Source organism: Mycobacterium sp. 2YAF39 (assembly GCF_052114565.1).
Taxonomy (GTDB): Bacteria; Actinomycetota; Actinomycetes; order Mycobacteriales; family Mycobacteriaceae; genus Mycobacterium.
On the sequence record NZ_JBFREZ010000006.1, the window covers coordinates 1 to 16450 of the forward strand.

15 protein-coding genes are annotated in these 16450 nt (G+C 65.6%); 10 read left to right on the top strand and 5 right to left on the bottom strand.

Annotation, left to right across the window (positions count from 1 at the left end):
* Nucleotides 1-209: 209 nt before the first annotated feature.
* The gene (locus tag AB4Z42_RS17680) at nucleotides 210-1184 is read right to left on the bottom strand and encodes a TauD/TfdA family dioxygenase (RefSeq protein ID WP_442010518.1); all 975 of its coding nucleotides are present in this window, start codon (nucleotides 1182-1184) and stop codon (nucleotides 210-212) included.
* Between the two features lie 121 nt (nucleotides 1185-1305).
* Between AB4Z42_RS17680 and AB4Z42_RS17685 the strand changes: the two genes are divergently transcribed.
* The 3 genes from AB4Z42_RS17685 to AB4Z42_RS17695 all read left to right on the top strand — a co-directional run bounded on the left by AB4Z42_RS17685 (nucleotide 1306) and on the right by AB4Z42_RS17695 (nucleotide 5046).
* Nucleotides 1306-2316 (top strand): AbrB family transcriptional regulator, encoded by a 1011-nt coding sequence (locus AB4Z42_RS17685; protein ID WP_442010519.1) that lies wholly within the window; start codon nucleotides 1306-1308, stop codon nucleotides 2314-2316.
* A gap of 128 nt (nucleotides 2317-2444) precedes the next feature.
* Nucleotides 2445-2864, top strand: coding sequence for a hypothetical protein (locus AB4Z42_RS17690; RefSeq protein ID WP_442010520.1), 420 nt, complete (start codon nucleotides 2445-2447; stop codon nucleotides 2862-2864).
* Nucleotides 2865-3099: 235 nt separating this feature from the next.
* Nucleotides 3100-5046, top strand: coding sequence for a SpoIIE family protein phosphatase (locus tag AB4Z42_RS17695; protein WP_442010521.1), 1947 nt, complete (start codon nucleotides 3100-3102; stop codon nucleotides 5044-5046).
* On the opposite strand, the gene AB4Z42_RS17700 is transcribed toward AB4Z42_RS17695, so the two are convergent.
* A complete protein-coding gene (locus AB4Z42_RS17700; RefSeq protein WP_442010522.1) occupies nucleotides 5043-5744 on the bottom strand; it encodes a DUF427 domain-containing protein in 702 nt (233 codons plus the stop codon). The genes AB4Z42_RS17695 and AB4Z42_RS17700 overlap by 4 nt on opposite strands.
* A 224-nt stretch (nucleotides 5745-5968) precedes the next feature.
* Between AB4Z42_RS17700 and AB4Z42_RS17705 the strand changes: the two genes are divergently transcribed.
* Both AB4Z42_RS17705 and AB4Z42_RS17710 read left to right on the top strand, forming a co-directional pair.
* Entirely contained in the window at nucleotides 5969-6289 is a 321-nt protein-coding gene (locus AB4Z42_RS17705) for a CD225/dispanin family protein (protein ID WP_442010523.1), read from the top strand.
* A 53-nt stretch (nucleotides 6290-6342) separates the two neighbouring features.
* On the top strand, nucleotides 6343-6717 hold the full coding sequence (locus AB4Z42_RS17710; RefSeq protein WP_442010524.1) for a DUF2752 domain-containing protein: 375 nt from the start codon (nucleotides 6343-6345) through the stop codon (nucleotides 6715-6717).
* A 10-nt stretch (nucleotides 6718-6727) separates the two neighbouring features.
* Here the strand turns inward: AB4Z42_RS17710 and AB4Z42_RS17715 are convergent, their stop codons facing one another.
* Both AB4Z42_RS17715 and AB4Z42_RS17720 read right to left on the bottom strand, forming a co-directional pair.
* Entirely contained in the window at nucleotides 6728-8056 is a 1329-nt protein-coding gene (locus AB4Z42_RS17715; RefSeq protein ID WP_442010525.1) for an FAD-dependent oxidoreductase, read from the bottom strand.
* Nucleotides 8057-8068: 12 nt separating this feature from the next.
* Nucleotides 8069-10201 carry a protein kinase domain-containing protein gene (locus AB4Z42_RS17720; RefSeq protein ID WP_442010526.1) on the bottom strand — a complete coding sequence of 711 codons (2133 nt, stop codon included), beginning with the start codon at nucleotides 10199-10201 and terminating at the stop codon, nucleotides 8069-8071.
* Between the two features lie 109 nt (nucleotides 10202-10310).
* Here AB4Z42_RS17720 and AB4Z42_RS17725 point away from each other — a divergent pair, with 109 nt between their 5' ends.
* Nucleotides 10311-11090, top strand: coding sequence for an SDR family NAD(P)-dependent oxidoreductase (locus tag AB4Z42_RS17725; RefSeq protein WP_442010527.1), 780 nt, complete (start codon nucleotides 10311-10313; stop codon nucleotides 11088-11090).
* 9 nt (nucleotides 11091-11099) lie between these two features.
* Here the strand turns inward: AB4Z42_RS17725 and AB4Z42_RS17730 are convergent, their stop codons facing one another.
* The gene (locus AB4Z42_RS17730; protein WP_442010528.1) at nucleotides 11100-11786 is read right to left on the bottom strand and encodes a hypothetical protein; all 687 of its coding nucleotides are present in this window, start codon (nucleotides 11784-11786) and stop codon (nucleotides 11100-11102) included.
* A gap of 141 nt (nucleotides 11787-11927) precedes the next feature.
* Between AB4Z42_RS17730 and AB4Z42_RS17735 the strand changes: the two genes are divergently transcribed.
* Genes AB4Z42_RS17735 through AB4Z42_RS17750 form a run of 4 tightly spaced genes read left to right on the top strand, consistent with a single transcriptional unit; the run spans nucleotide 11928 to nucleotide 16442 of the window.
* A complete protein-coding gene (locus AB4Z42_RS17735; protein ID WP_442010529.1) occupies nucleotides 11928-12713 on the top strand; it encodes a FadR/GntR family transcriptional regulator in 786 nt (261 codons plus the stop codon).
* Between the two features lie 42 nt (nucleotides 12714-12755).
* On the top strand, nucleotides 12756-14336 hold the full coding sequence (locus tag AB4Z42_RS17740; RefSeq protein ID WP_442010530.1) for a class I adenylate-forming enzyme family protein: 1581 nt from the start codon (nucleotides 12756-12758) through the stop codon (nucleotides 14334-14336).
* A complete protein-coding gene (locus tag AB4Z42_RS17745) occupies nucleotides 14333-15139 on the top strand; it encodes a class II aldolase/adducin family protein (RefSeq protein ID WP_442010531.1) in 807 nt (268 codons plus the stop codon). Before AB4Z42_RS17740 ends, AB4Z42_RS17745 begins: the two co-directional genes overlap by 4 nt.
* A gap of 34 nt (nucleotides 15140-15173) precedes the next feature.
* A complete protein-coding gene (locus tag AB4Z42_RS17750; protein ID WP_442010532.1) occupies nucleotides 15174-16442 on the top strand; it encodes an amidohydrolase family protein in 1269 nt (422 codons plus the stop codon).
* Nucleotides 16443-16450: the final 8 nt, after the last annotated feature.

The following is a 16450-nucleotide window of genomic DNA, read 5'->3' on the forward strand; positions in this document are numbered from 1 at the left end:
CGTCCCGTCCCCGCCCCCGGCAGCACCTCCACCGGCGTGCACCTCCCGTTCCCGAACACTCCGGCCCCGCACAGTGAGCACAACGGCCAGGGACACAAGGGCAGCAACGAACTACCCCACCCGCACAGCCCCCGCTAAACGCACGAAGCGATCCCGCTTCCACACCACCGGCCGGAGCACTTCGCGGCCTGCCATCATCCGCGCAACGTCTAGGGCGCTGTCGCGAGCCAGAGCCGCACCAGGCAGCGCCTGTTCTCGACCTCCTCTGCATCCTCGAAGGCATTCCGGTTATGGAGCATGGTGTTGTTGTCGGCGAAGAGGACATCGCCGGGCTCCATCGTGAAGTCGATGGCGTTCGCAGGATCGGTCAGGATCGCGTCGAATGCATCGAGCGCCTCATGCTGCAGCGCGGTGAGCGGGTGGCCCGAGAGGTGGTGGCCCAGTTCGATGTGCAAGCGGTTGTACCGGATGTGGACGCCTTTGTCGGTGTCGACGAACACGGGACCGCGCGAAACCGGGTCCTCGCCGTCGGCGGTGTCCTTCGACCGGTCGAAGAGGAACTCGCCGTAGAGCACCTCCACCAGATCCGGGCGTGTCGCCAAGAGGATGTTGTACGCGGTGTGACCGCTGACCACCAGCGACTCACCACCGGACACCCCCTTGCGCAGGCACATCAGAGCGAGGGTGTCGGGACGGCTGCCGACGAAGGCGGAAGCCGAGTCGGTGTGGTAGATCATCCCGAGATTCGTCTTCGACCCGCGTGCCTCCATCAGCGTCGCGCCGGTGTCCTGAACAAGGTAGACGCGTTCGCCGGCCCGATTCTGTTGCAACGGCGTGCCCACGTAGGTCCCGATACCCCAGTACAGCATCGAGGCTTCCTCGTCGGTCCATCCGTGCAACGGCAAGCCGCGCAGGACGATGAAACCGGCGCCGGAGTGCACATGGTTGCCGATGGATTCGGCCATCTCGGCGAGTGCGGGTTCGACGAAGTCGGCTGCCTCGACGGTATCGATCCGCTTGGCGCGTCGCCGCAGCTCATCACGGATGTGCAGACATGCCTCGGCTTGGTGCGGCTCGACCACGATCGTGTATGACGCGTCGTCAAACGTGGCCCGATGCCACACCTTGTGGCCGGTCATCGGCCGGAGGTTCAGGGTCGCGTCTCGTGTCTCCCACGTGAGCATCGGCGGTCTCCTTTCTTGTGTCGCCAGGCTCGTGACCTGACATTGACCGCCGATTCTTTAAAGTTTCTTGGAACCGTCGGCTTTTAGGAATCGCCAAGAACGCCGTCCGAAGCTAGGCGTCGTGACCACCATCGATCTCATCGCAGCCGCCGTTATCTGCGGCTTCCTGGCCTGGAGCCTCGCGCGTTACGCGCCGAGGGCGCTACCGGCGTCGACGGTGGCGGTCCAGGGTGCGCTGGGGGTGGCCACTGGGCTGCTGGTCCGAGAGATTTCGTTCGCCTCTCTCGGTGGTTCGGACTGGGTGGCAGTCCTCGCGGTCGCCGTCGGGACACTGGCCGTCTGCATCGCGGGCGGTGCGCTGCTGGGCATGCACCGCGGCATCAGTCCGCTGACGGGTGCCCTTTCACTTGTCGCGGGCGGTTCGGCAGGCGTGGTGTCCATCGCCCGCGAGCTCGGTGGGGACGATCGTGTCGTCGCGGCCGTGCAGTACCTACGCGTGGTACTCATCACCGCCGCAATGCCTTTCGTCGTCGCGGTCGTCTACGGCGGAACGGCTGCAGGGGCATCTACTGCCGACGCCACACGCTCGCTGCCGTTGTTGTTCAGCCTGCCGCTGATCGCGGTGATCGTCGCCGCCGGCGCGGCGGCCGGCCGCGCGGTGCGGCTTCCCTGCGCCGGGCTGCTTGGCCCGATGGCGCTCACCATCGTCGGGGAATTCAGCGGACTGCTGGTGGGGCTCGACGTGCCTGTGATGGTGGTCCAGGTTGCTGCGCTGATGATCGTCTGGCAGACCGCGCTGGAGTTCGATCGTGAATCGATTCGTGCGATCCGCAGGATCCTGCCCACCGCGCTGGCGTTGATCACGGTGCTCAACCTCGTCGTGGCCGGCTTCGGCGCGGTGCTGGCAAATGTCGCCGGCCTCAGCCAGCTCGACGGATATCTCGCGACCAGCCCCGGCGGCATCTACGCGGTACTCGGAACCACAATCGGATCCGACTCCGACGTCGCGTTCGTGATGACATCCCAGGTGATCCGCGTCGTGCTGATGCTCTTCGCCGCGCCTCTGGTCGCAAAGGTGTTCCTGCGGTTCACGCCTCGTAGTGCCGAGATCATCGCGGCAGACGTCCGATAAGCCTGCAGCGATGGCCGATGGGTGTGCGGGATCAGATGTCGATTCGGCGACATGTTGGGCACAAACCGGGAATCGCTGGTGTGGGCGGCGTCGATCCTGGCAATACGCCCGTAAATTGCTGAATCACTATGAATAAGGTCTTGCGCACATTGGCCGTCGCCTTCGCCGCGCCGGCGATCGCGGGCGTTGCGCTCGCCGGCACCGCGGCGGCCGACCCACCGCTGCTCAACGGCACCTACGGCGCAACCGACGGCGACCCCTACAACGTCTGGACCATCGCGACGAGCTGCGGTGCTGCCGGCTGCACCGGCACGGTCGCCAGCAACCAGGGCTGGACCACTCCCACCACGTTCTCCGGCGGCCGCTGGAACTTCACGGTATCGAAGCCAGGCGGTCTCACCTGCGACGACGGGCACTATGAGCCGGCCGTGGTGTCGATGTCCGTCGACCCGGCGACGCTGGCCGGGGTGTTGTCGACGGACTCCAATTACGGATGCGCGGGCGGAATCGTGACCCAGAGCCCGTTCCAGCTGCAAAAGGTCGGCTGACGGGTCTCTGAGACAGCCACTGGGCAGAGTCGCGGAGTTCGGCCTGATTTGCTTTCCGCGTGCCAGGAAAGAACTATTCTGTCGCACGTCGTTGCAAACAACTGGACGCTGATTCGGGGACAGTCTGAATGAGTATGCGCGGCAGCCAATGACGGTCACCGCTGGTTCACCTGACCCGGTCACGTCGAGTCCTCGACTATCGCGTGCCGAGATTGCCTCAGAAACGCAGGCTTTCGTGATCAGCGGGTGGCGGGCTCCCAACGCGGTAGTCATCGTGACCAACCTGCTCGCTTTGGCGACGGTCGCGGTGCTGAGCATCGTGAGCCAACCAGCGGGCATGGCGACACCGCCCCTGTGGCCGGCCTCCGGCATCGCGCTTGGCTTGGGCGTCTGTTTTCCACGTCGGTACATGTGGTTCCTCGCGCCGGCTGTCGCGGCGATAACGCTGCCGGTCCTGGTGTGGGCAGGGCGGCCGCCGCTGCTCGCTCTTGTGTTGGTTGTAGCCGTGGCCGCCGAGATGGTGGTCGGCACGCTGCTCTTGCGCGGCCGCCGGGATCGCCTACCGCGGTTGGCCACTCCGGCCGATCTGGCCCGGTTTCTCGGGATCGCTCTGGTATCGACGGCGCTGTATGGCCTGCTCGCATTCGCCGCCTTTTCACTCTTCGGCCAACCTGTAGCCGCCTTGGAGTCGCTGCAGACCGGTGTGCTCAAGCACGCTGCGGGAATCGCGCTACTCACTCCGCTGTTCATCACGCCGCCGCTGCGAAACCAACAGGCAGGCTTCGCCGAATCGATGGCACACGCTGTCGCGGCCCTGGGCGTCGCGGCCGCGGTGTTCACGGTCGAACCGTTGCCATTGGAATGGCTGCCATTCCTGCCGTTGGTGGGGGCGGCGCTTCGGTTGTCGACTTGGATGCTGTCCCTGCTCATGGTCGGCGTTGCCAGTATCGCGGCCAACGGCAGTGTTTTCGGCATGGGCCCGTTGTCATTCGAGCTGTGGGGAATCTCGACGGGCGCCGTCCTGATGCAGGTCTATCAAATGTCGATGGTGGCCGTGTTTCTCACGCTGTCCATCGTGGTGGGATCCGAGCGTGACATGTCGACGCGGCTCCACGAGAGCGAGGAATTGTTCCGCAAGAGCTTCAACGCATCGGTCGCAGGCAAGCTGATGGTCGTCCGCACATCCACCCTATGGATTGCCGAACGCGCCAACCCCACGGCGCGGGACCTGCTGCCCGGACTGCGAAAGGGAGTCACGCGACTCGACAGCTTGATGGGTGAGGATGCGGTTGCCAGACTCGCGGAAGCCGCCGATTCTCTCGTTGACGACAACGCACGACTCACATTGGCGCTGACCGATGGCCGCAGCTTCGACGTGAGCATCGCCGTCATCGGCGAGCAACCCGAGGGGACTCTCCTTGCGCTGCACTTCCACGATGTCACCGAATCGGAGCGGCTACGCCAGCTCGAGCAGGAGGAGATCAACCGGGCCGCCGAGGTCCAACGTGCACTGGCGCCAGGCGAGTTGCCGCCGACCCCGGGTTGGACATTCGGCGCGTCCATGATCCCAGCCAGACAGATCGGTGGGGACTTCTACGATGTGCGCGTACATCAGCCCTGCATCGCGCTCAGCCTCGGCGACGTCATGGGTAAGGGCATCGACGCAGGCATGCTCGCCGCCGCGACCCGCACCGCGCTGAGGTCCCTCGATCTCGACAGCAGCCCATCGGATGTCGTCACCCGCGCAGCGGGCATCCTCGACGGCGATCTGCGCCGCATCAGCGCATTCGTCACACTCGCCTATGTCCTGGTCGACATGGAGTCGGGGAACTTCCAAATCGCCGACGCCGGCCACGGGTTGCACTTCGTCGTCCGCACCAGCTCGGGCCGGGTCGAACGACTGGTGTCCCACGATATGCCCGTGGGAGTGGGCGACGAGTGGCTGGAAATCAGCGACAACCTGCACCCGGGAGACATGATCCTGCTCGTCAGCGACGGAGTGCTGGATCGGTGGGGCGGCTCGTTGGAGGGCCTCGAGGGCGCAATCGCGGGGTGCACCAATCGTGAGGGAATGACCCCGCAGTCGGTTGTTGACTCCCTGTGCGCCGATGGGGCCGACTTGATCGACGAGGATGACATCACCGCGGTGGCTTTGTGCCGTACCGCGCTCGCCGCTAGCTAGCTGAAATGCGTTGTGGGCCGTGCCAATTGCACGCCGTCGATCGTAATATCGAGTTTCTCGTTGTAGAACGCGACCATGTTCGCGATCGGCGCGACCGCGGGCAGTGGCGTGTCGTAGGTCCACGCAAGGTCGGCGACAGAGGTGTCTCCCACCCGCACTGACCAATAACCCGACGTGACGCCCTTGTACGGACACAGCGTCTGCGTGGTCGACGGCTCGAGATGGTCGAACGCCACGTCGGTGCGGTCGATGTAGTAGCGGGTCGGCAGCCCGGTTTCGAAAAGCATTACTGGGCAGCGGGTATCGGCCAACTCCACACCGTCGAGCGCGACCGTGATGTGGCGGTGAGACCGCAGGGCATCGACCCGCGAATACGGATTCCGCGGATGCCCGTAGATCGGCTCGTCCTCCTCGAACCAATCGAGTGTGTCCCACCGGAACCGCACAAGTCCCGCGAAGGCACCCTGCTCGAAAACCTTCGCCGCCGGATGGTCGCGCAGGGCCTCGGCGCGGACGTCGGCAACCGGGATGTAGTACTGCGGGTAGTAGGGCACCTCCCAGACGTAGCGCGCCGAGGTAGTGTCGAAGACCAGCTCCGAACCGAGAAACCCGCGTACCCGACGAGGACACGGTTCGACGCGACCGCGGACCGCCGCCATCTGGGGGTAATCGGGATCCGGCTGCCCAGCGTCCGTCATCTCAGTCTCCTTCGGGAATCGATGCCTGATTCGACTATGCGCGCATCGGTCGCGTTCTGCATGTGCTCGCCACCCCTTTGACATCCAGAAAGCGCAGCTCACGGACGGTATCGGGGTGCTGTTACGTGACCGCCGATTGATCTTGATTTTCGCGTCTTTTGGGACGCCTCTCCGGTACCGTTAGCACCGCTTTCCGTCCTAACGGCCTTCAAAGGAAGACGACGATGACACAACAACCGCCTGGCAATTACCCGCCCCCGCAACCGCAAGGGGCGCAGCCAAGCTCGCACTTGGTGCTCGGCATTCTGACGACACTGTTCTGCTGCCTCCCGTTCGGCATCATCTCGATCGTCAAGGCGAGCCAGGTCAGCGGACTCTGGGCGCAGGGCCAGTACGCCGCGGCGCAGGCATCGTCGGCCGCCGCCAAGAAATGGGCGATCTGGAGCATCGTTGCCACCATCGCCGTGTACGTCGTCATCGGCATCCTCATCGCCGCAGGCGTCATCAATGCGGACTTCAGCACCACGACAACGACGGACTACTGATTCCCACGCAACTTCGGCATATCGCGCCTGACCGCCTCGGTGGCCCACTTCTGGTGGGCGCCTTGGCGGCCGGTGCGTGTGCTGCCGTCTGGATCGGCGATCCGACGACACCGGGCGGCTTCCTGCCCGTGTGCCCGACGAAAGCGCTTCTTGGCATTGACTGCCCGGGATGCGGCACACTTCGGATGATCTACTCGCTGCTGCACGGAGACTTTCTGGCAGCGGTGCGTTTCAACGCTCTCGCTGTCGCGGCAGTCGCATTCTTGTTCATCGCCTACGTCGTCTGGACCTACGGTCGCGTCGTCGGCCGAAAATTCACAGGCTTGCAGAACCACCGCTGGGCCGCCGCGGTGACGATGGTTCTCGTCACAGTGTGGTTCGTCGTGCGTAATCTGCCGTTCGAGCCGTTCACCGCACTGCGGGTGTGACCCGCGAAACCTACTGCCCCAGTGCATGATCGACACTGCGAACCGCCAGTGCCGCCGCGGTCAGCGTCGGGTTGACCGCCAGGGCGGTCGGAATCACTCCGACTGTCGCGAGGTAGAGGCCATCCGTTCCCCATACCTGGCCGAATTCGTCAGTCACCGAAGACCCGTCATCGGCGGCGCCCATGCGGCAGGTGCCCATCACATGTGCGAATCCGAGATCCATCCACTGGGGTTCCACGCCCGCGCGAAATCGACCGAGGCCGCCGGCAAGGCGGCGCTGGTCGGCGGCGACGGCGTCCATACGCGCCCGGTCGGCTGCGCGCAGCGGAACATCGAAGCACACCCGATACCCCTCGAAGAACATGGTGTTGTCCGGGTGATTGTCCACCGGGCAGAACGATTGAATTTCAACGAGCCGATTGGATGCCACCTCGACATCGGGTGGTTCCGCGGGTGCCGGGCAGGTGTCGCGAAGGATCATCGTGTTCCAGGGTGCCGCGGTGGTCGGCGGAATCTGCAGGCGCGGCGGAATGTCGTAACCATCACCGCGGCAGAGGCTCTCGTCGAGCACCAGCTGTGAAAACAGAACCGGATGATAGGTGAGGTGCTTGCCGAGCGCCGGGGACGCCAATCCGGAGCGGTGCAGCAGAGCGGGTGTGTCGAAGGCGCCCGCGGCGACCACGACGACGTCGGCGTCGACGTGCTCGCCGCCGGTGAGCTCGACACCCGAGACGCGCTGCCCGCCGACGACGATGCGACTCACCCCGGCGGTACGGATACTCACCCCGGTACCGGCAAGGACGTCGGCGGACGCGACGTAGTGGATCGTGGCGGGATCCAAAAGCCTTCCCGCCATGGGCTGTCCGACGATTTCGCGGCCGTCCTCGGCGAGCCGGTCACGGAGTCGCTCGACGATGCACCGTTGGCGGACGGAGGCGTCGAACGTGTCGTCGCGGACATCGAGATACCGTTCGGCGTCACCGAGATAGCGATCCCATTCGGCGTCCGGCATCACCGGCCACCGCTCGAACGCGGCGGGTCGCGGGCAGTTGTTCGTCCAGAGCACGCCCTGCCCGCCGGCCGCAATGGTCGTCGACGCGCCGGGCAAGCCCGCGGGGGGTGCCGCGGCGTCGAAATACCTGAAATGGTCGGCAATTCTGGCGAAGTAGGAGTCCGGGTCTTGTTGAAAACGGATCTGGTTGCGCACATGGCTACCCGGCGGGTCCGAGATCGGCCGGCCCGCTTCGAGTAGTGCCACCTGCTCCCCCGCCTCCGAGAATCGGCGGGCAACCACTGCCCCGATCGGGCCGCTGCCGACGACGACAATCCCGCGACGCATTCCTTGCGTTCCCTAAGGGTTACGGACGCAGTCGTAGGTCAACGGCACGTCTGGCCCCATTTCGACGACCTCGAACGCATCGGATGTGATGGCGCTGAAGGTGTCCGAGGCGATACCCAGCTCCGCCCATTTGGCGGTGCTGGTGCGATCGTCGGCGAAGGTGAGCGGCACCGTCCCGCCGTCGGCCAGCAGCATCCCGTGGGTCTTGAGGGCCGTGATCACCACTTTCTGCGGGTCGGTGTAGCCCGACTCGTCGAAGTCGGCCTTCAATCGGAACCGCACCCCGTAGGGCGGCGCATTGGCATCGGTGCTTTCCGGGCCGCCGGCGTGGCTCGCCGGATGCACATAGACCTCCGCCCGCATCCGGTCGTTGGGCAGGATGAACCGGATCGCGTGATCGATTGAGCCTGAGGCGACTTCGTCGGCGGTGGGGGTCATGGCGGCGATCGGGAAACCCCCCGCGTCCGCGCTTGTGCACTGGTCACCGCGCAGGTTGTCCGGGTACTCCTTATTCAGGTCCCAGATGAACAGTCCCTGGGCCTTGAGGGCGTCACCATCTTTTGTTGACTGGTATGTCTCGTACAGCTTCTGTCCGTCCCGGTCGACGACGAGCAGCTGGCAGTCGCCCTGACCCTCTGTGTTGCCCGACGGGTCGCATTGGAGATCCGTGGACCCGCCGATGTTGGCATTCTCAGGCACCGGCATTTCCGCGGGCACCGCATCGCAGTCCGGACCGCCGCCGCAGTAATCTTCGGCGCCGACCACCTGCATCCGTGGCGTGCTCCCGTCGGCGTAGAAGACAGCATTCGAGAAGTCGATCTGCAGCCGGTTTTCCGTACCCCATCCGCCCGCAGCGGTGAGCGCACCGATGATCGCGTCGCTGCGTTCGGACTTCGCGGCTCCGGAGACGTCCACGGTCCACGGCTGGGCGCCGTTGAACATCGCACCTCCGGGCGGAGGCGGTACGGGCGGCGCCCCGGAGGATCTCGACAACGCGGACGGTGACGACGGCGACGACGCAGTGCCGCTCGATGGCGAGTCGGAGTCACCGGTGAACAGGATCGTGGCGACGACCGCCACGATCACGACGAGCACAGCGGCGCCGGCGCCAAGCAGAATGTTTCTGCGCCGCCCCGATGGCGGCGCGGTCTGCTCAGGTGGATTCGCGTCGGCCGGCGGTCGGTACTGGGTTGCCGCCAGGGCCGCCGGGTCCGGTCGACGCATCCGCTCGGTGGGTTCTGGCGGCGGGCCCGCCATCGTCGGGCCGGGCTGGTTCACCTGCTCGGTCCGCTGCGACGTCCACAGCGGCGGTGCGGCTTGGGTTTGATCCGATTGCCCACCGACCGCAGCCCGGGCGGCGCTCGCGAGATCCTTCGTCGACGCGTACCGCTGGTCGGGTTCCTTGGCCATGCCGGTGGTGATGACTTGGTCCATCGCCTGCGGAATCTGCGGTCTGACGGTCGACGGGTGCGGCGGCGGCTGGAGCATATGGGCGGTGGCGATCTGCTCGAGTGTCTTTGCCGGAAAAGGTGATTCACCGGTCAGCGCTTCATAGAGCACACACGTGAGGGCATAGACGTCGGCGCGCGCATCGGCGGACCCTGCCGAGAATCGCTCGGGCGCCATGTAGGCCCACGTGCCCACCGCGGCGCCGGTGTCGGTCAGCCCCGCTTCGCCGGCGACTCGAGCGATGCCGAAGTCGATCAGATAGGCGAAGTCATCCTCGGTGACAAGGATGTTCGACGGCTTGACGTCGCGGTGCACCAGCCCGATCCGGTGGGCGGCGAACAGCGCCAACGCAATCTGTTCGATGATCTTGATGGCGCGGTGCGGGGGTAGCGGCCCGGAGGCCAGCACCGTGCCCAGATCCTCACCCTCGATGAGTCGCATGTCTACGAACAGGCGGCCGTCGATCTCACCGAAGTCGTGGATCGGCACCACATGCGGATTGTTGAGTCCCGCGGCTGCCCTGGCCTCCCGGCGGAACCGCTCCTGGAACGTCCGATCGCTGGCCAGGTGGGCAGGCAGGACTTTCACCGCCACCACGCGGTCGGTCACGGTGTCGTAGGCGCGCCAGACATCGCCCATTCCGCCACGACCGAGCAACTCGACCAACCGGTAGCGCCCGAACGGCGTGCCCTCCAACTCAACCTCCCGAGGATCGCGGCATGCGAAACGCAGTCCGCCAGGACCACCTTATGGGCGGATAGCAAAGGCCACAGCGGTATGACGGGCCCGGTTGGCGTCGGGCAATATGTCAGACGTGCCGGGACAGCTAGAAAACAAGGTCGTCATCCTCGCCGGGCTGGGCGGCGTCGGGAATGGACTCGCCCGCCGATACGCCGACGAGGGAGCCCGGCTGGTCGTCGGCGACCTCGATGCCGAGCTGACGTCGCGCGTCGCCGCCGAGATCGACCCGTCGGGACAGCGGGTGCTCGGCGTCGCACTCGACGGCGCCGACGAACAATCAGTGATCTCGATCGTCGGGTTGGCGGTGGAGAAGTTCGGGCGGCTCGACGGTATGCACGTCAACTTCACCAACGCCGCCGACGCCTACTTGCCCGGTGGTGTCGTCGAGCTGCCGCTGGAGGCATTCGACGAGGTGATGCGGGTCAACACAAGAGGTTTCGTGATCTGCGCCAAACATGCGATCCCTCCGATGATCGAAGCAGGTGGCGGGTCGATCGTGTTCACCGCGTCGATCGACGCCTACAACGGCGCAGGCACTCGCGTCTCCTACGCGATGAGCAAAGCGGCGGAACTGGCCTTGATGCGTCATATCGCCCGCAAGTACGGTCCGAAGGGCATCCGCGCCAATGCCATTGCCCCGGGCCTGATCTGGCATTACAAGTTCGACGAACAATGGATGCCCGACGGCATCGTCGAGCAGACGCGGGCCCGTCAGATGATCAAGTCGCGGTTCGGAAATCCGGACGACGTCGCCGCGCTCGGCACCCTGCTGCTCTCCGATGACGGCAGCTTCATCACCGCACAGACGATCAGTGTCGACGGTGGGGTGACTTTTCGCCCGTGACGATCCGCCTCAGCGGTAGTAGTTCTCGTTGCCGGTGGGGTATCCGCCGCCGGTCGTGGTCACGTGAACGTGGTCATAGTGGCCGTAGCCGCCACCGCGCTGCGCTCCGTTGGGGGTGTAGTAGACACCGCGCCAGATGGCGTCCTGTATGGCGAACCTCGACGCGTTGCGCAGCACGTAGTCGACGATCTCGTTGCCGAGCGCAATCCCTTCGGCGGTGCCGGGGTTGGGGATCATCACGTCGAGCGCCAGACCGTTCGGATGCCATCGCAGGGCATCGGGCCGAACGCCGCCGATGCTGTGGATTTCGGGGAAGGCCGCGGTGATGGCACGCGACGCCAGGATCGTCTTGACCTGCAGTCCGCTCTCGGGCGCGAGTCCGACGGGCAGGGTGCGATCGACGGTCCGATACCGCGACGCGGCGATGACGTTGCTGGTGCCGGAGTCCGCCCCGGAGCTCAGGCTGACCTGGCCTATGAGCGGTGCCGGCATCGGCGCCATCGGTCCGACGGCCACGATTTCCACGTCCAACGGCGCGACCTCGGGGGCGGCCGCGTGAGCGACGGCATCGTTGGATGGTTGGACGTCGGCACCTATCGCGAACCAGAGGGCGGCGGGGCCGAGTACCGAAGCCACTACAACCGGCGACTTACGTCGCTTTTTGGCTAATGAGTGCCGACCCACGCCAAGCACCATAACCGCAAATCGGTACAAACACAGCAACAGTCCGACCTGCGACGATGTTTCCGCAGGTCACGGGCCCGAGATACTTTCGTTACCAGTCCGTTATTGGCGGTGAAGGGCCTGGTCGATGGTTGATACGTGGACAATCGACTCGTGGCATCCCCGAACATCCAGTTTCGCCGCCTCGCCGAGCAGGTCGCAGACGAGCTCCGGCGGCGCATTCTGCGAGGTGAGCTGGCCGACGGCAGCATCCTGCCCAAGGAGGACGAGCTTCTCCTCCAGTTCCCCGTCAGCAAGCCGTCGCTGCGCGAGGCGATGCGCATCCTCGAGGCCGAGGGGCTCCTGCGCGTGCGGCGCGGAAAGCTCGGCGGAGCGGTGGTACGACGGCCCAACGCCGCGAACGTCGCCTACACGGTCGGTCTGGTGCTCGGCTCCCAGGAGGTGGGCCTCTCCGACGTCGGCAACGCTCTCCTCCAGGTCGAGCCGGCATGCGCGGGTCTGTGTGCCCAACGTGGCGACCGCGGACGCGCAGTGGTGCCGCAGCTGCGACGGCTGCATGCCGAGGCCGTCGAGGCTGTCGAAGACCTGCTGCTCGTGACGTCGGCGAGCAGGCGGTTCCACGAGTCGCTCGTGTCGCTGTGCGGAAACCAGACGATGATCATCCTGGCCGGCGCGCTCGAAATGCTGTGGTCTGCGCACGAGACCAGCTGGTCGAGCCGGGTGGCCGACGGCAGCATCGTGCCGATCGACGAACGGCTGGCCGTCCTCGAGGACCACCTGCAGGTCATCGACGCGATTGCCGACGGGGATGTCCGCCGTGCCCACGACCTGGCCGCGGCCCACCTCGTCGACGCGCAGCACTACCCGGGGTCGTCGGGCATCGTCAACCCATCGATGCTGCGCAACTGGGCGCACACCCCACCGGGATCCGACCGTTGACCCCACCGTTGACCAAGGTCCTTATTTTCATATGATTTGGTGATGGGCGTCGACGGGGTCGCCGTGACGAGCGCCGAAGCGGCGCAGTATCGAGCCGCCGGGTGGTGGTCGGATGTCACCCTGTCCGATTGCGTCCACCGCAACGCAGCCTCGTCGCCGGACAAACCGGCCTACATCGACTTCACTCTCGACTCGGCCGACCGTCAGTTCACCTGGACGGAGTTCGACCACGCCGCCACGAACCTGGCCTGCGATCTGCGCGGCCTCGGTGTCCAGCCGGGTGACCGGGTCGGCCTGTGGCACAAGGACAGCGCGTCGATCCACCTGGCGCTGGTCGCCATCGAGCGGTGCGGTGCGACGGTCGTGGGACTGGGATCGCGCGCGGGCGTCCGCGAAGTCGAGCAGATCCTGCGGACCACGAACCCGGCCCTGCTCGTCGCCGATACCGAACGGCAGAGCTCCGCTGCCGAGGCCGCCGACCCGTCGCTGCGTGTCGTTGTGCTGGGTTCCGAACTCGCCATCGACACGCGGGCACCTCATGCCGACACCGGCCTGTCGCCGACCGGTCCAGACGACGTGTTCCTGGTCAACTCCACGTCCGGCACCACCGGCACACCCAAATGCGTTGTGCACACGCAGAACCGATGGCACTACTTCCACCTCAAGGCGGTCGCCAACGGCGAGCTCGCCGCGGACGACGTCTTCCTGCCCATCATCCCGACACCGTTCGGATTCGGGATCTGGACTTCACACACCACGCCCATCCACCTCGGCGCTACCACCGTGCGCATCGAGCGCTTCGATCCCGCCGCGACATGCGCGGCGATCGAGCGGCACCGCGCGACGGTGTTGTGCTGCGTCAGCACCCAATTGGCGATGATCCTCGCGGATCCTGCATCGCGCGATCACGACCTCAGCAGTCTGCGCGTCGTGTTCACCGGCGGTGAGCCACTGCCGTACACCCAGGCCGCACGGTTCGAGCAACTGACCGGCGTCACCATCCTGCAGTTCTACGGTTCCAACGAGACGGGCATGCTGAGCGCCACCACCGTGAAGGACTCGCTCGACCGCAGACTGCGCACCGCGGGCCGGATCGTGCCGGAGATGCAGGTGCGCTTGTTCGACGGGAACCGCGACGTCACCGACTCCGGTCGCGGACAGCCCGCGTGCAGGGGACCTGCGCTGTCCCTGGGATACCTCAACGGCACCGACCACGACCAGTTGTTCACCGAGGACGGGTGGATGCGGATGGGTGACATCTGCGAGCTGGACGCCGACGGCTATCTCACGCTGACCGGACGGACATCGGACTTCATCCTGCGCGGCGGGAAGAACATCAGCGCCGTCCAGGTCGAGGAGGCCGTGGCGACACATCCCGCCGTCGCGGTGGCCGCGGCGGTCGCGATGCCCGATCCGGTCTTCGGCGAACGCGTCTGCGTCTACGTCGAGCTCCGGCGGGCCGGCGCCCTCGACCTGCCGACACTCGTCGAACACCTGCTGGCGCAAGGTGTCTCCAAGGAGTTGCTTCCCGAACGGCTCGAAGTACTCGATGAACTACCGCGCTCGTCCGGCGGCAAGGTCGCCAAAGGTCAACTTCGCGAACGGATCCGGGAGGGATCATGACGGCAGAACAGATTCGGCGCGGCGGCCTCGACGTGTGGTCGCCGTCGAAGACGCCACCCATCGGGGACAACCTCACTGACGGACAACTGATGGCCGTCGCCTTCCGGCATCTCGCCGACGTCGGCTTCGCCGAGAACATGGCCGGGCACATCACCTGGCAACCCGACGGACAATCCGAGCTGAATGGTCGCTCGGACAAGCCTCGCTCCGACATGTACGTCAACCCGTGGGGACTGTGGTGGCAGGAGTTGACCGCATCCGACATCTGCGTCGTCGACGAGGATGCCCGTGTGGTCCGGGGCCGCTGGGACGTCACACCCGCCATCCACCTGCACACCGAACTGCACCGGATCCGGCCGGACGCACGCGTGGTGATCCACAACCATCCCTATTACGTCAGCCTGATCGCGGCGCTGGGTACTCTGCCCGAACTCGTACATCAGACCGGAGCGCTGTTCCTCGATGATATGTACCTCGTCGAGAACTACGACGGCGAGATCGACGCCCCTTGGCGCGCAAGCGAACTGGCACAGCAAATCGGTTCCGCCAACCTCATCGTCCTCGCCAATCACGGCGTCATCGCCGCTGGGCGCAACCTTGCCGAGGCGGTCTATCGGGCGGTGTCCATCGAGCGGGTCTGCCGGCTGGCCTACGACGTGATGCTGACCGGGCGGACACCGTCGAAGATGAGCCGCGGCGACATGGTCGGCATGCAGCAATCGCTGATCGAACGCGCCGCCGATGTCTACTGGGCCGGCGCCGCCCGCATGACGATCAAAGCCGACCCCGACGTGCTGAATTAGTGGCCCAACCGATGACGAGAAGTAAGGAAAGCCAATGACTTCCATCGACGACATGGCGGCGAATCTCAACTTCACCACGGCCAAGACGGGCGATGAGCGCACCGTGACCTTCCTGCCGGAGCCCGAACGTGCCGAGCGCAAATACACCGTGATCTCCGTCGACGATCACATCGTCGAGCCTCCCGATACGTTCGCCGGGCGCGTGCCCGCCAAGTTCGCCGACCGCGCGCCACGGGTGGTCGACACCGACGACGGCGGCCAGACCTGGATGTACGACGGCACCTCACTACCAAATGTCGGCTTCAACGCGGTGGTCGGCCGGCCGGTCTCCGAGTACGGATTCGAACCCGCCCGGTTCGACGAAATGCGCCGTGGCGCATGGGATATCCATGAACGTGTCAAGGACATGGACGTCAACGGCGTATATGCATCGCTGAACTTCCCGTCCTTCCTGCCCGGCTTCGCCGGCCAGCGACTGCAGCAGGTCACCAAGGACCGCGACCTCGCGATGGCGTCGGTGCGGGCATGGAACGACTGGCACCTCGAGGCATGGGCGGGCGCCTACCCCGACCGGATCATCCCGTGTCAGCTGCCGTGGCTCCTCGATCCCGAGGTCGGCGCGAAGATGATCTACGAGAACGCCGAGCGCGGATTCCACGCGGTGTCGTTCAGCGAGAACCCGGCGCTGCTCGGATTCCCGACAATCCACTCCGGCTACTGGGAGCCGCTGATGGCGGCCTGCGCAGACACCGGAACGGTGGTGAACCTGCACATCGGGTCGTCGGGTACGTCACCGTCCACCACCGCCGACGCACCGCCCGATGTGCAAGGCGTGCTGTTCTTCGCCTACGCGATCTCCGCGGCCGTCGACTGGCTGTACTCCGGCGTGTGCACCCGGCACCCCGATCTGAAGATCTGCCTTTCAGAGGGCGGCATCGGATGGGTGGCTGGCCTTCTCGACAGACTCGACCACATGCTGAGCTACCACGAGATGTACGGAACATGGCGGGCCCTCGGGGAGACGCTGACGCCCGCGGAGGTCTTCAAACGGAACTTCTGGTTCTGCGCGGTGGAGGACCAGTCGTCATTCATTCAGCATGAGCGAATCGGCACGGACAACATTCTGCTCGAGGCGGATTACCCGCACTGCGACTCCACGTGGCCACACACCCAGAAGAAAATAGACGAGCAGATCAGCGGGCTGCCCGAGTCGGTCATCAGAAAAGTCACGTGGGAGAACGCGGCGCGGCTCTACCAGCACCCGGTCCCCGTCGCGGTCCAGGAAGACCCCGACGCGTTCTGAGGCGTTAG